Below are 15,470 nucleotides of genomic sequence, written 5' to 3'. Positions count from 1 at the left end.
TAGAAGTTAGTTCCGCTGAGGGGCTCCTATCAGCTAGGAGGTCCTCAGTTTTTTTTATGAGTACAGCTAGAAGATACTAGATACTGAGAGTAAATCGACGACTTAAATAAGGATTGATATAAGGCACTAATATGAAATCTGACAGAAAGACACATGTATGCAAGTTTAACAGCATAGGTGACTAGAAAGCACATTTATAAGGACAATGATATATTAACTAGATCTATGAAAAACCAACAATTTGATTAATCAATCATATGGGAGGCATATAGATGTTAAAGATAAGTCCAGTGTTTAAAGATTATATTTGGGGCGGCAACAAACTTAAGACGTTATATGATAAGAAAAGTGATTTAGATATAGTAGCTGAAAGCTGGGAACTTTCAACACATAAAGATGGTCAGTGCACCATTGCCGAGGGACCAGATGCAGGTAAAACATTAGCGGAATATATTAAAGAAAAAGGTGGCAATGTATTAGGCTATCATGCTGAACATAGTGATGAATTACCTATTCTTATTAAACTAATAGATGCTAGAGACAACCTGTCAGTTCAAGTACATCCAGATGAAGAATTTGCAGCAACTTATGAGGGAGACCATGGTAAAACAGAGATGTGGTATATCCTAGAAGCTGAAGAAGGGGCACAACTTGTTTATGGTTTTAAAAAGGATATGACACGTGAAGAATTTGAAGAACGTATTAAAAATAATACGCTTACAGAGTCACTTAATTATGTAGATGTTAAAAAAGGCGATGTATTCTTTATTCAACCAGGTACAATGCACGCTATTGGCAAGGGAATTCTTATTGAAGAGGTACAACAAAGTTCAAATGTAACTTATCGTGTATATGATTATGGCAGAAAAGGTGCAGATGGCAAACCTAGACAATTACATATTGATAAGGCTGTACAAGTTACAAATTTAGAAAAAGCACATAAGGCAAAAGGGGAGTACACATTAGAAGAGGAAGATGGCTATTCAAGAGGTGTACTTGCAAAATGTAAATATTTTATTGTAGAGCGTTTAGATATTACAAAGGAAATTGCAATGTATTGTGACGAAAACTCTTTCCATTCTCTTTTGATAACAGAAGGAAAGCTTAGAGTCTATTCAGATACAGAATCTCTTGAAGCTAAAAAGGGGGATAGCATTTTCATCCCAGCAGGCTCAGGCAACTACAAAATTCAAGGCAAGGGTCAAGTAATCTTATCGACTATCTAAAAATAAGAAATATTAACCTAAGCATAACACAATCAAAATATAGAAATCCTAGAATATAAACAGCCTTAAAAGGAGGACTATATTCTAGGATTTTACTTCTATACAGCCAGTACTTCACAAATCTGAAGAATAAGAAAGAGCGAGCAGGAAAAATACATATGAAAAAGCGATATCTATTGAAAGAATCTGTAGACTAGGAAAGGAAGTGGCAATCCTAGGTGAAGCCAAGCCAAGCACTAGGCGGGTGTGGATAAGTAGCATATATATTTTTATCGCGACTTCGACCGCAGGGAGGGAGCAGGAAAAATACATATGAAAAAGCGATATCCATTGAAAGAATCTGTAGACTAGGAAAGGAAGTGGCAATCCTAGGTGAAGCCAAGCCAAGCACTAGGCGGGTGTGGATAAGTAGCATATATATTTTTATCGCGACTTCGACCGCAGGGAGGGAGCAGGAAAAATATATATGCTACTTATCCACACCTCTACCCCTAAAGGGCTTCACCCACCACTTTCTTAATTATTTGAAAGATATGTATTGTTTTTTTACTTTTTTGGTTATATTTTAATAGTGGGTATCAATAAAAATAAATAAGAAGACAAAAAGATAGGCTACATTCATCTTATCTCTTATATTACGAAAATAGCAATACTGGAGTAGTGATGTGGATAGGAGGAGAAAAATGAAAATTTTAATATCGACGGACGCATTTTCCCCTATGGTAAATGGGGTTGTGACTTCAACGCTGAACTTATATGAGGAACTCACAAACCTAGGGCATGATGTAAGGATTCTAGCACTAGCTAGTGATCATCATTCTAGAAGAGTAGGTAATGTGTATTATATTCATTCATTTGGGGTAAGATTTTATCCTAATGCAAGAGCGACAGTTGTATATCGTAATCGCTACATTAAAGAGATTATGGATTGGAAGCCAGATATTATTCATACGCAGACAGAGTTCTGTACATTTTTTATTGCGAAACGTATTGCTAGGAAGTTAAATATCCCGATGGTGCATACTTATCATACAATGTATGAGCATTATACGAATTACTTTATAAAAAGTGAAGCTGTCGGTCATAAGGCAGTAATACTTTTTTCAAAAGAGATTATAAAGAGTGTAGCAGCTGTCATTGCACCTACTGTAAAAACTAAAAATACTTTAGAACATTATGGCGTGCAAACACCTATTGAAGTTATTCCAACAGGTCTAAAGCTTGATAAATTTCAAAAACATATGTCTTATGAGGAACGTACAGTACGTAGAAAGGCCTTAGGTATTAATGAGACGGATAAGGTTCTAATAACAGTAGGAAGGCTTGGCAGTGAAAAAAATATAGATGAAATACTTTCTAATATGGTGGAAGTTCTAAAGAAACATCATGATGTGAAATTATTAATAGTAGGGGATGGACCACATAGAGAAGCTTTAGAAGAAGAAGCACAAAGATTACAGATTGCAGAGAATGTTATTTTTACAGGAATGGTACCCCTTGAGGAAGTTGATAAATATTACAAGTTAGGTGATATTTTTGTGAGTGCTTCAGTAAGTGAAACACAGGGACTTACGTATATTGAAGCATTAATTAGTGGATTGCCACTTTTATGCCGAGAGGATGATTGTTTAAAGGGTGTATTGGAAGATGGTAAAAATGGCTTTTCATATAAATCTAAGGCGGAGTGTTTAGAATACTTACGTTTGCTGCTTCAAGATGAGCGCTTATGTGATAGATTAGGTGTCAATGCAGCTCAGGGTGCGCAGAAATTTAGTTCAAAAGCCTTTGGTAAATCAGCAGAAGAATTATATGAAAGAGTAATAGCAGAGTACAAGAAGGCTAGCTATCATTATGAAGACACGTTAAGTGTATAGTTTAAGTAAAAAATAGATTGGTAATTTAACCCTAATATAATATAAATGTAACCTTAACAACATATAAATATATTAAATTAGTAACAAATAAATTTATATGGCAGGGGGAAATGCAATGAAAGAGTACAGGGGTATTATCGTTGCAGAAGACTTAAACAATGAGGAGTTACTGAAAGAGATTGATATTAATAATGTACGTGTGATTCAGAGCGTGAGAGACAAAATGACATGGCATGTACTAGATGTTAGTGTAAATAGGGAGCAAATTGATGAATTAAGTCGGTCTTTAAAAGAAAATCGTTATATGCATTTTTGGAAGAACAAGAACGTCATTGCCATATTTGCAGGGCCTAAATATTTTGAGTTTAATTATGAGGATAAGAGTACTTGGAAGAGTGTCCTTAAGTATACGGATTTCTTAGAGATTCCTAGAAATAAGGTGGATTTTAGTATTACAGGACTATAAAAATAATGAAGCGTGAATAGTGAAAGGTAAAAGTACACTTTTGCCTTTCACTATTTTTTGCATTCTGCCACTTAATTGAATGAAAAATGTTAAATATTCAGAAATAAAACAATTGACAATCGATGCGTGGAAACATAAAATAAATATAACAAAACACTAACGCACTTTAAAGTGATGAAGAGGAAGAGTACAGGGCAAATATCTTATAGTATTACATAATGCGTATAATAGCTCTCGTCCTTTGAAAATTGTCGTTCAAGGGATGGGAGCTTTATTTATTCCTGGACGACCTAAAACAAAAAAAGGAGATGGGGAAATGAAAGAATTATGTTTGGTGTTGTTCATTGCAATTATGATAGGTGTAGGGATTTATAGTAAAACGAGGGTTAAAAGCACCAATGATTTCTTCCTAGGAGGAAGGAATATGGGAGGATGGGTAAGCGCATTTGCTTATGGTACTTCATACTTCTCAGCAGTTATTTTCATCGGATACGCGGGGGCACAAGGCTGGCAATTTGGAGTGCCTATTACGTGGATTGGCATCGGGAATGCTATATTTGGATGCTGGCTGGCGTGGAAAGTACTTGCAAAACGTACGCGTATGATGACGCATAAGTTAGATGCTAAGACGATGCCAGAGTTCTTTGAAAAGAGATATCAGAGTAAAAATATGAAACTTGTGGCAGCACTGATTATGTTTATCTTTTTAGTACCATATACAGCCTCTGTTTACAAAGGATTAGGGTATATTTTACAAAGCTCATTTAACATTAGTTTTAATGCAGCAATTTTCTTTATGGCACTTTTAACAGCTGTCTATTTAATACTTGGAGGCTATGTGGCTACAGCCATTAATGATTTAATTCAAGGAATCATTATGATTGTAGGTTGCGTGCTCATGGTATTTTATGTGGTTAATCATCCGAGTGTAGGTGGTTTAAGTGCGGGACTTCAAGCTTTACATGAACTTGATCCAGCGCTCACAAGTCCAGTTTCAGATAGCAGTAGATTTTTACCTTTATTAGGGCTTATTTTGATGACAAGTTTTGGTGTATGGGGGCTTCCTCAAATGATTCATAAATACTATGCGATTAAAGATGAGGCAGCTATTAAGAAAGGAACGATTATCTCAACAGTTTTTGCATTAATTATTGGTGTATCAGCATATTTTACAGGTTCATTAGGACGTTTATTCTTCTTACAAGAAACAACGGATGCAGCAGGAGTCGTGCAAAAGGTGGCTGTTATGCCAGGGGCAACACTTGCAGCACCTAATGCAGGGACATCAGATATGATTATTCCGTTGATGTTAGAAAGTGCACTACCAGCAGCGCTTATGGGGATTATTATTGTACTTATTTTATCAGCTTCAATGTCTACTTTAGCATCACTTGTATTAGTATCAAGTTCAACGATTTCAATTGACTTTATTAAAGGATTTGTGGCACCAAATAGCTCAGATAAAGCAACGATGCGTACAATGCGTATCTTCTGTGTATTATTTGTGGCGCTATCTTATATCATGGCAATTTTCCAATCTAGTACAATTGTAAATTTGATGTCACTATCTTGGGGTGTAATTTCTGGTATGTTCTTGGGGCCATATTTATTTGGACTATACTGGAAGAAAACAACCAAAGTGGGGGCTTGGGTAGGCTTCATTGGTGGGGGATTAACCGTAGTAGTTGGAACGATTCTTGGCAATATGGGACTTTTACCAACAGGTGTAACTTCACCCGTTATTTCAAGTTTGGCTATGATTGTTTCTTGTGTAGCTGTTCCAGTGGCTAGTTTATTAAGTAGGCAAATGAGTGAGGCACATATCACATTGGTTTTTGGAGAAGAGAGAAGCTTGGGAAATGGTGAAAAGCTAGAAGGATAATGAAGAAGAAAATGCTAGAAAAGAGAAGGCTAGAAAAGAGAAGGTTTTGAAGAAAAGCAGGCAGTAAGGATTAGTGGAAATAGATAAAGAAAAAGAGTTAAAATTTTATAAAATTGTTTTGACAAATTGAGTTAAGGGGAGTATACTAACAACAACACATGAATAAACCGTTGATGAGGAGATAAAACTAGTAGCGCACTTGCAGAGAGCTAGGGGTGGTGGAAGCCTAGCAGAGAGCGGATTAGATAAATGGACCTCTGAGGGTTGGGTGAAAAAGAATGAAATCAGGAGGGGTTAAGACCTTATCTGATTAAACTTTAGTATCCTTTACCGCAAGACCAGCGTTATCATAGGTCAGGAATGTGATGGCATTCTATAAGAGGTGAGCACATATTTTGTGCTAATCAAGGTGGTACCGCAGAGCATACGCATCTGTCCTTGGCATACAAGGATAGGTGCTTTTTTATTTCTAAAAACTAAGGAATAAGAAGCAGTATCATATAGAATGTTAAATCAAGACATCAAGTAAGTGGCATAGATAATGCCAGGAAGCATGTGAAGTGCATGCGAGATGAAAATATCAAATATGAATAAGAACATATTAGAGGAGGATTTAACATGAGAAAGAAAATGGCAATGTTAGTATTAGCAAGTATGATGATGAGTTTGGGTGTTGGTTGTGGTAGTAACACAACTGGACAAGAAAGTAGTCCAGCAAGTAGCGCAGCAGTAGAAGGTGCTAAGAAGGTTGCAATTGTCCAATATGTAGAGCATCCAAGTTTAGATACAATTAGAGAAAGTACAATTAAAACATTAGAAGAACAAGGCTTTGTAGATGGAGAAAATATTATTATTGATTATCAAAATGCACAAGCTGACCAGTCTAACTTAAATTCTATAGCAAGTAAGTTTGTAGGGGATAAGGCGGATGTGATTATTGCTATTGCTACACCAGCAGCACAATCTATGGCAGCAGCTACATCAGATATTCCAGTAATTTTCTCAGCGGTTACAGATCCTGTTGGTGCCAAACTTGTAGATAACTTAGAAAGCCCATCTGGTAATATCACAGGTACGTCAGATGCGATTCCAGTAGATCAAATGTTTGAACTTTGCAAAGAACTTACACCAGATGTTAAGACATTTGGATTCTTATATACAGCAAGTGAAGTCAATTCTCAGTCAGTAGTAAATGAAGCAAAAGAGATGGCAGGAAAGTATGATTTTGACTATCAAGAAAGCACGATTACAGCAACTAATGAATTACAACAAGCCGCAGAGATTCTAGCTGGTAAAGTAGATGCGATTTATGTACCGATTGATAATGGTATTGCTTCAGCTATGCCAGTATTAGCTGAGGTAGGGAAAAAGGCTGGTATCCCAGTTTATGTAGGTGCTGATTCAATGGTAGAAGATGGCGGCTATGCAACAGTAGGAATTAATTATGAAGACCTTGGAACAAAGACAGGACAGATGGTAGCAGACGTTTTAAATGGTAAACAGATAAGTGAAATACCAGTAGCTACATTAGATAATTTCCGTAAAGTAATTAATGAAACAACTGCTAAGGCAATTGGCGCAACTGAAAGTGCAGAGGGCGCAACGATAGTTAAATAAAAAACTAATAGTGAAAAATAAGTAATTAAAGAGTGAAGCAAAAGATTAAATATTTTTAATATATTAAAGTATAAAGAATTGATGTTTGTGTTGAGATGGATTAAACTTTAAATAAAGATTAATCCATCTTTTATGTTGTTATAGATTTTACATTCATAAAGTTTAGTTATTCATAGTTTTAGTAATGTGAAATCTATATAGAGTTTACATCTATAAATTATAGTGTGTTTCTTTATAATGAGAGGCAAAATAAAAGACGAGAAAAGGAGAGGACGAGATGAATGCAACAATTGTGATGTCAGCTGTGGAATTGGGACTTTTGTATACGTTATTGACTTTGGGGTTATTTATTTCTTATCGTATATTGGATATTCCAGATTTAACGGTAGATGGAAGTTTTACTTTAGGTGCAGCTGTATCTGTAGTGATTACAATGAAAGGAAGCCCAGAACTAGGGCTTTTAGGTGCAGCAGGAGCAGGAATACTTGCGGGGATGGTAACAGCTATATTGCAAACTAAGCTTAGAATTCAGCCTATTTTAGCTGGGATTCTGACTATGACAGGGTTATATTCGATTAATATTATGGTAATGGGTGATAAGTCAAACTTATCGCTATTAGGTCAGGAAACTATATTTACAAAAGTAAATGCAGTAATTAATTCAAGATATGCAGGATTTATTGTTGGTGGCATAGTGGTAGTAATCATTGCTATTTTATTGGCCCTGTTTTTACATACAAATGTGGGACTTGCAATACGTGCTACAGGAGATAATGAGGATATGGTACGTTCTTCTTCTATTAATGTAGATTTAATGAAAATAGTAGGGTTAGCTTTAGCCAATGCATTAGTTGCTGTATCTGGAGCACTTGTAGCACAGAAACAAGCTTTCGTTGATGCTGGTATGGGAACCGGGATGGTTGTTATAGGGATTGCATCGCTTATTATTGGAGAAGTAATCGTAGATATTTTTGTGAGACAACGTGGCATTAAATCTAATATTTTTGCAGTAATATTGGGCTCTATTATTTACCGTTTAATTATTTCAACTGCCTTATACTTAAATATTTCTGCAACAAGTATGAAACTCGTTTCAGCTATTATTGTAGCCATAGCTATTTCATATCCTGTCATGAAGTCAGGGGTTGGTCATAAATTAAATCAACATGCAAGAATGAAGGAGGGAGAAGAAATATGCTAAAAATTAGTCATTTAAAGAAAACATTTAATGCAGGTACAGTTAATGAAAAGCTAGCTATGGATGATATTAATTTTACTTTAGATAAAGGCGATTTTGTGACCATTATTGGTTCTAATGGGGCAGGTAAATCAACTTTATTTAATCTAATTAGTGGCTATTTCTTATCTGATAAAGGAAGCATTATATTAGATGGGCAAAATATTACTTTCATGCCTGAGCATAAGCGTGCTAGATATGTAGGAAGACTTTTTCAAGACCCACTTAAGGGGACGGCACCTTCTATGACGATAGAAGAAAATTTAGCCTTATCTTATTCAAGAGGAAAAAACAAAAACTTTAGCTTAGGTATCAAAAAGGCGGATAAAGAGCTTTTTAGAGAACGTTTAGCGCAGTTAGATTTAGGGTTAGAAGACCGTATGAAGACGAAAATGGGGTTACTTTCAGGGGGGCAAAGGCAGGCTGTTACATTACTTATGAGTACGATTGTCGTACCTAAAGTTTTACTTTTAGATGAACATACAGCGGCACTAGACCCAGCTACAGCAGATAAGGTTCTACGTATTACAAAAGAGATTGTAGCTGAAAAACAAATTACAACAATGATGATTACACATAATATCCAGTCAGCCTTAGATTTAGGTAATCGCACCATGATGATGGATAGCGGTAGAATTATTTTGGATATTAAAGGAGAAGAAAGAGATAAACTTGGGGTTCAAGACTTACTTAACTTATTTAAAAAGGAAAGTCATAAGGAACTCGATAACGATAGAATCTTACTTTCTTAGAAGAACATAGTAGAAGGCATAAAAATAGCTAGGCGCAAAAAAGAACATTTGTTAAGTTTTGATTTTTAATTATCTGAAAATATTTACATTCATATCACCTGTTTCTATAATGAAGAAAAAAGAACAGGTGATATTTTTATGCAAATACAAAAGGATGAAGTAAGAGAAAAAATTATAACTGTAGCAGAACTAGAGTTTTTAAATAAGGGCTTTAAAGGTGCATCTATGCGAACTATTGCTAAGAAGGCACATACGACATTGGGGAATATGTATAACTACTTTGAGAGCAAAGAGGCAATCTTAGATGAAGTAGTGGGGCATGTGCCGAAGGCTATAGAAGAGATGATGGCAAATCATGAAAAGATGGAAATCATAGAAGAAATGCCAGAGATGGAAATGCTCAGCAGGCTAGAAAAATTAGCACCAGAAGTTTTTGGATTTGATGTGCTGCTAAGTAAGCCTTTTGTAATTTTAATGGAAGGCTGTAAAGATACAAAGTATGAGGCGTATAGCAAGCAATTTTATGAGATTGCCAATCAGCATATGAAACAGCATTTAGGAGAAGGAAAGGAACTACTGGGAGAAACGATTAGTCATTCATTTATTACAGCACTTTTATTTATAGGTAAAAATAAGGCCAATTTGGAAGAGGGGAAGAAGGCACTTATTAAGTATATTGAAGTAATTATATTGGGAATTGTAGCAAGTAAGCAGTAGTAAGAAAATCACAAGGTAGTAAGAAGATGCAAAGGTAACAAGGAGATAAAGAAGAAATAAAAAATTAAGTAGGTTAAGCTTTAAAGAAAAATAGGGAGATGGAGGGTGTGAAAACAATGACATCTATTATTAAGGTCAATGATTTACATTTTGCATATAAGAAGGGGAAAGAAGAAGTTTTAAAAGGCATAGATATTGAAATTTTTAAAGGAGAGGTCTTTGGCTTTCTTGGACCATCTGGAGCTGGGAAGAGTACATTGCAGAAAGTTTTGTTAGGATTACTGAAAGGCTATAGTGGAAGCAGTAAAGTCATGGGATATGAGACAAATAAAATTAGAGCAAATTTTTATAACAAAATTGGTGTTGGCTTTGAATTACCTAATTTATATGAGCAGTTGACATTAGAAGAAAATCTAAAAACTTTTGCGGGACTGTATGAAAATCCTGCAGATATTAAAGTTTTACTTGAAGAGGTTGGTTTATATGAACATCGCCAGAAGAAAGTCAATGAGATTTCAAAGGGAATGAAGATGAGATTGAACTTTTGCAGAGCTTTAGTGGGGCAACCGGAAGTACTGTTTTTAGATGAACCGACGTCTGGCCTTGATCCTAATAATACGAAGGTGATTCAAGACAAGATTTTAGAGTATAAGTCAAAGGGAAAGACAGTTGTTTTAACAACACATAATATGAGTTTTGCAGAGGAGATTTGTGATAGGGTAGCCTTCGTTGTAGCTGGGCAGATTAAAGAAATAGGTGAACCAGAGGCTTTAAAGATGAAGTATGGGGAATATAAGGTGAAGGTAACGATGGCAAAGGAAGAGAAGGTGTTTAATATGAAGGCACTTAATCAGAATAAGGAATTTATAGCAAGCCTAGCAAAGTGTATCAGCATTGATACAGTGAAACCATCTTTGGGTGAAATTTTTACGCAGGTAACAGGTAAAATACTCGTTTAAGAGAGTGCTTAATGATTGTGGGGAATGAATATGAAAATTTTAAAATGGATTTTGCATGAGATGCGGTTGCAATGGAAGAATGGGCTTTATGCTGTATATATTTTAATTGCCTTTTTATATGTCTTCGCCTTGGGGTATGTACCTGAGGACTATAAGGAAGCAGTAAGTATTATGTTAGTTGTAACTGATCCAACTTTTGTAGGCCTGATGTTTGTGGGGGCCTTGCTTTTATTAGAAAAAAATCAAGGTATACCAAAGGGGATAGGAGTAAGTCCATTAGGAGAAGCGGGTTATATATGGGGGAAGGTGTGCTCATTATTGGTGATAAGTTTGTGTACTTCAGTATGCCTTTTATGGGCAGGTAAGGTGAATATTAGTCTACATCAGATACTAGGAATATTATTGAGTGCAGGCATATTTACTTTAATGGGTATCATTGTAGGAAGTGGTGTGAAGGATATTAATCAGTTTTTAATATGGAGTGCAGCAATTTGTATACCATTGGGCGTGCCATTAGTTGCCTTTTATTTAGGAGATTTTGGGAATTGGTTAAGTATAATTCCTACATATGCGTTACTTCATTTGATGCATATGAAAACAGTTGGCATAAGTATGTTAATAGATTTTGCAAGTTTAGTGATATGGGCAGTAGTTATGTATTATCTGGCAAAAAATAGAGTACGCGAATATATTTTTGTAAGATAGGGGGAAGTAAAATGATTAAGGTGCTGCTTAAAAATGATTTGAAATATATGAAGAAAGACCCTATGATGATTGTAACATTGCTTCTGCCGTTTATATTGATAGGTGTTTATAAAGGCATTGTGAGAGGTCTACCTATTGTATTTGGAGAAGGTATAGGAACGTATATTAATCTTTACATGAAGCTTTTACAATATGTGATGATTACAATGGGAAGCAGTATGCCTGGGGTGGTGATGTCACTAAGGATTTTAGATGATAAAGATGAGCATATGTTGGCCTTTTATGCGGTAAGTCCTTTGAAATTAAGTGGGTACTTCCTTTATAGAAGTATAGGAAGTGCCGTATTGAGTATGGGAGCAGCTATAATTGCTTGTCTAGGAATCATGGGGAATATTCCAGGTATCTATGTACTATATGTTACTATACTAGGCTTATTGTTGACGTTAGCTATAGGTGGACTTGCCAAAAATAAATTGCAGGGTATGGTGTGCATGAAATTAACTGATTATGAAAGAAAGTATAAATATAGGAAATTGTATGCTTTATGTGGTGATTGCATTAGGTTTATGCCTGATGCTTCTAGGTAAAGTTAAATATTAATTTAAGTATAGAGAGAACAACTAAAAACTTGAAATATACATGTAAGTAAATTGATTTCTCTCAATGATTTTACAGGGCTAAAAACTATGAATAACTAAATTTTATAAATGTGAAATCTATATAGAAGAGTGAGGTGAAACTATAAAAATTAGTTTTGCGTCACTCTTTTATTAATTTGTAATTATTGTCAAAAGTGATAGAAAAAGAGAGAAATTTAATGGTATAATTTTGAAGAAATAATCTAGGGGAAAATTAGATTTCAAATTTTATTAAAAAATTCCTAGAGAGAGGGGTATTAAAATGAATTATACGCAGGAGCATTTCGATAGAAGTGCTAACAAGAAGGCAGCATTTATATGGTGCATATTATGTGTGCTTTTGACAATTGCTTATCTAGTACAGGTGATGGCTGGAGGAAAAAGCTTACAGTACTATATTATACTTTTGCTATTTGTGTGGCTGCCATATATAGCAGGAATGATTGTTTTGAAAGTAGATGGAACAGGTACAAAACACTTTAAACGTGCAATTGCTTTAGGGTATGGGACATCCTATGCATTTGCATTATTTACAAGTAATTCAACAGAAGTTTTCGTTTATATCTTGCCACTTACGAGTATGCTTGTTTTATTTAAAGATAAGCATTACATTATACGTGTTGGGATAGGGGCAACCATACTAACGATTCTTTCCATTGTTAAAAACCTTATAATAGGCAATTATATGGCATCAGATATGACGGCTTATCAAATACAATTAGCTTGTATTATATTGTGTTTCATAGGCTATAGTACATCTATAGATCACTTAATTACTGTAGATGATACGATGATGGGAAATATCAAAGCCAATTTAGATACAGTTGTTAGTATGGTAAATAAGGTTAAAATAGCTAGTAATAGAATTGTAGATGGTATGACAGTTGTAAGAGATTTATCCGATGATAATCTGCAAGATGCTAATCAAGTAGTAAGGAATATGTCAGATTTACTTGATAATAATGAAGTGCTTTATGATAAGACAAGATCTTCACAAGATATGACAACGACAATTAATACGCAAGTTCAAAATGTTGCTAAGCTTATTACAGTAATGGTTCAGCTTATTGATGAATCTACAGAGCATACTAAGTTAAGCAAAAATGAGTTACAAGAGGTTGTTCAATTAACGCATACTATGTCTGACTTATCTAGTCAGGTGGAAAAAGCGATTAATGAATTTAATCACGTTTTTTCACAAGTTAAGGATGAAGTGGGAACGATTGATAGTATTACGACACAAACTAATTTACTGGCTTTAAATGCTTCTATAGAAGCAGCAAGAGCAGGGGAAGCTGGCAAAGGATTTGCAGTTGTTGCCGAAGAAATTAGAAAGCTAAGTAATATTACAAAGGATTCTTCAGACAGCATTTATGATGCACTACAAAGTTTAGAGCAAACTTCAGGGAAAGTTATAGAATCTGTTAATGATATTACGGAGAATATCAATGAGTCTTTAACTAAAGTAAATCATGTGAATATGAGTGTACAGGGAATAGCTGAAGATACTGACCGTTTAGGTGAAAATATTGGTATTATTAATCAGGCAATTAATGAAGTTGAAGCTTCAAATGCACATATGGTAGCAAATATGAAAGATATTACAGATGTTATGGAGCAGATTAAAGTTAAAGTAGAAGATGCTGAATATGCGGCTAAAGAGATGGCAAGCAAATATGAGCAAACATCTGAGAATGTAAAAAATAATGAAATCATAGTGGCTGAATTAGTGGCAGACCTTGGGGATGAAGGCTTTATGAAACTTACAGATTTACAGCAGGGGTTAGATTTAGAAATATATATTAAAGATAGAGCTACTGCTGTAAGTGAATATTATAATACAACGATTCAAGAGGTTACAGAGGAAGGTATTTTAATTGAACCACTTAAAGATAACGGCAAAATTATAGCATTTAAAAATAAACAATGTGATATAAGAATAGTAGTTACTTATAAAAATATTGTTTACATATGGGAAAATGTTCAGATGTCGCTAAAAAAAGAAAATGGTACGAGCTATCATTATTTAAAAGTAAGTGGAAATCCTAAGACATCTAATAGAAGAAAATATCCGCGCTTAACAATCCAAAATACTTGTAATGTTAAGCTTTTAGAGGACAATCATGTGATCAAAGGACAGATGAAGAATATTTCTGCTAATGGCTTCTGCTTTATGAGTAAGGATAAAGAAATTGACGGGAAAAATGGACACCTGATAGCGCTCTCTATAGATGATTTTGAAGGCGCTCATAGTACACAACTTAAAGGGGAAATTTTACGTATTACTCAGTGTGATGGTTATTATATTATCGGTGGACGATTGTTAAAAGACCATAAAGAAATAGCCGATTACGTAGAAGCAAAATTAATTTAAAAATGAAATAAAAAATAGTATGGCGCTATATCCGTTTTAGGATAGAGCGCCTTCTTCCGTTTAGGGTATGAGGGGCAATGGATATATAGAATAGATTGAAGATATCATTAAAGGGTACAGATAGAAAATAGTGCAAAATGAGATATAGGTCACTTTTTAGATATAAAATTTGATATAATAAAGTTTTAATAGGAAATTAAGCTTAGTCGAATCTCTAAATGAATAGAGATTTAGAGGATAATAGAAGCTAATAATAAAGTCATACAATATAAAACATAAATAGGAGTACAACATGAAAATAGAATTAGTATGTGTAGGTAAGTTAAAAGAAAAATATTTAGTACAAGCCATTGATGAATATAGCAAACGCTTAAGCCGATACTGTAAACTCAATATCATTGAGTTAGCAGATGAAAAAACGCCTGATAATGCCTCAGAAAAAGAAGAACTTATGATTAAAGATAAAGAAGGCGAAAAAATACTTTCAAAAATTAGCGACAGCGCCTATGTAGTAGCCCTAGATTTAGGTGGCAAAATGATTTCATCAGAAGAGCTGGCAGCCTTCATGGCAGACTGCGGTGTACGTGGTAATAGCCATATCGTCTTCGTAATCGGTGGCTCACTAGGTTTATCAGATGCAGTCAAAGCCAGAGCAAATTATAAATTATGTTTTTCTAAAATGACATTTCCACATCAATTGTTTAGGGTAATGTTATTAGAACAAGTGTATAGAGGGTTTAGAATTAATAATAATGAACCGTATCATAAGTAAATGATGACCTCTAATAATTTTGATAGAAGAATTGTAAATGTTGATAAATCAAGCAAGTGGATGTTAGGGATATAGATGAGGTTTACATGGATGTTTCCACAGAACGTATCAATTGGCGAACTTTATAAGAGATCTTAAATGTAAAAAATTAGGACATAACTATATAAATTATTGCATATATATAAATAATATTTTTATAGGTAATTGCGAAACTACTGTTTAAAAATGAATAGCACTCCTTTTAAACATGC

13 protein-coding genes are annotated in these 15,470 nt (G+C 34.5%); all 13 read left to right on the top strand.

Annotated features, from left to right (window positions below; translation table 11 throughout):
- Positions 1 to 272 precede the first annotated feature (272 nt).
- The 13 genes from AC1VAQ_RS08405 to rlmH all read left to right on the top strand — a co-directional run bounded on the left by AC1VAQ_RS08405 (position 273) and on the right by rlmH (position 15,219).
- The gene (locus AC1VAQ_RS08405) at positions 273 to 1,226 is read left to right on the top strand and encodes a type I phosphomannose isomerase catalytic subunit (protein WP_302600274.1); all 954 of its coding nucleotides are present in this window, start codon (positions 273 to 275) and stop codon (positions 1,224 to 1,226) included.
- A gap of 683 nt (positions 1,227 to 1,909) precedes the next feature.
- On the top strand, positions 1,910 to 3,100 hold the full coding sequence (locus AC1VAQ_RS08400) for a glycosyltransferase family 4 protein (protein ID WP_302600273.1): 1,191 nt from the start codon (positions 1,910 to 1,912) through the stop codon (positions 3,098 to 3,100).
- A gap of 115 nt (positions 3,101 to 3,215) precedes the next feature.
- Positions 3,216 to 3,566: a hypothetical protein gene (locus AC1VAQ_RS08395; protein ID WP_302600272.1), complete on the top strand. Its 351-nt coding sequence runs from the start codon at positions 3,216 to 3,218 to the stop codon at positions 3,564 to 3,566.
- 316 nt (positions 3,567 to 3,882) lie between these two features.
- The gene (locus tag AC1VAQ_RS08390) at positions 3,883 to 5,448 is read left to right on the top strand and encodes a sodium/proline symporter (RefSeq protein WP_302600271.1); all 1,566 of its coding nucleotides are present in this window, start codon (positions 3,883 to 3,885) and stop codon (positions 5,446 to 5,448) included.
- Positions 5,449 to 6,066: 618 nt separating this feature from the next.
- A complete protein-coding gene (locus tag AC1VAQ_RS08385) occupies positions 6,067 to 7,065 on the top strand; it encodes an ABC transporter substrate-binding protein (RefSeq protein ID WP_302599224.1) in 999 nt (332 codons plus the stop codon).
- 277 nt (positions 7,066 to 7,342) lie between these two features.
- On the top strand, positions 7,343 to 8,266 hold the full coding sequence (locus AC1VAQ_RS08380; protein WP_302599222.1) for an ABC transporter permease: 924 nt from the start codon (positions 7,343 to 7,345) through the stop codon (positions 8,264 to 8,266).
- Positions 8,260 to 9,054, top strand: coding sequence for an ABC transporter ATP-binding protein (locus AC1VAQ_RS08375; protein ID WP_302599220.1), 795 nt, complete (start codon positions 8,260 to 8,262; stop codon positions 9,052 to 9,054). The genes AC1VAQ_RS08380 and AC1VAQ_RS08375 overlap by 7 nt, the downstream gene beginning before the upstream one ends.
- A gap of 138 nt (positions 9,055 to 9,192) precedes the next feature.
- Positions 9,193 to 9,771, top strand: coding sequence for a TetR/AcrR family transcriptional regulator (locus AC1VAQ_RS08370; RefSeq protein WP_302599218.1), 579 nt, complete (start codon positions 9,193 to 9,195; stop codon positions 9,769 to 9,771).
- Positions 9,772 to 9,887: 116 nt separating this feature from the next.
- Positions 9,888 to 10,730: an ABC transporter ATP-binding protein gene (locus AC1VAQ_RS08365; protein WP_302599226.1), complete on the top strand. Its 843-nt coding sequence runs from the start codon at positions 9,888 to 9,890 to the stop codon at positions 10,728 to 10,730.
- 30 nt (positions 10,731 to 10,760) lie between these two features.
- Entirely contained in the window at positions 10,761 to 11,435 is a 675-nt protein-coding gene (locus AC1VAQ_RS08360; protein WP_302599216.1) for an ABC transporter permease, read from the top strand.
- An 11-nt stretch (positions 11,436 to 11,446) separates the two neighbouring features.
- On the top strand, positions 11,447 to 12,022 hold the full coding sequence (locus tag AC1VAQ_RS08355) for a hypothetical protein (RefSeq protein WP_479903792.1): 576 nt from the start codon (positions 11,447 to 11,449) through the stop codon (positions 12,020 to 12,022).
- Positions 12,023 to 12,335: 313 nt separating this feature from the next.
- Entirely contained in the window at positions 12,336 to 14,447 is a 2,112-nt protein-coding gene (locus AC1VAQ_RS08350) for a methyl-accepting chemotaxis protein (RefSeq protein WP_302599213.1), read from the top strand.
- Positions 14,448 to 14,739: 292 nt separating this feature from the next.
- On the top strand, positions 14,740 to 15,219 hold the full coding sequence (gene rlmH / locus AC1VAQ_RS08345) for a 23S rRNA (pseudouridine(1915)-N(3))-methyltransferase RlmH (protein ID WP_302599212.1): 480 nt from the start codon (positions 14,740 to 14,742) through the stop codon (positions 15,217 to 15,219).
- The last annotated feature ends 251 nt before the right edge of the window (positions 15,220 to 15,470 follow it).

Source organism: Cellulosilyticum sp. (assembly GCF_982396655.1).
The sequence above is the reverse complement of the archived record's forward strand: the minus strand, read 5'-3'. Positions and strand labels throughout refer to the sequence as shown.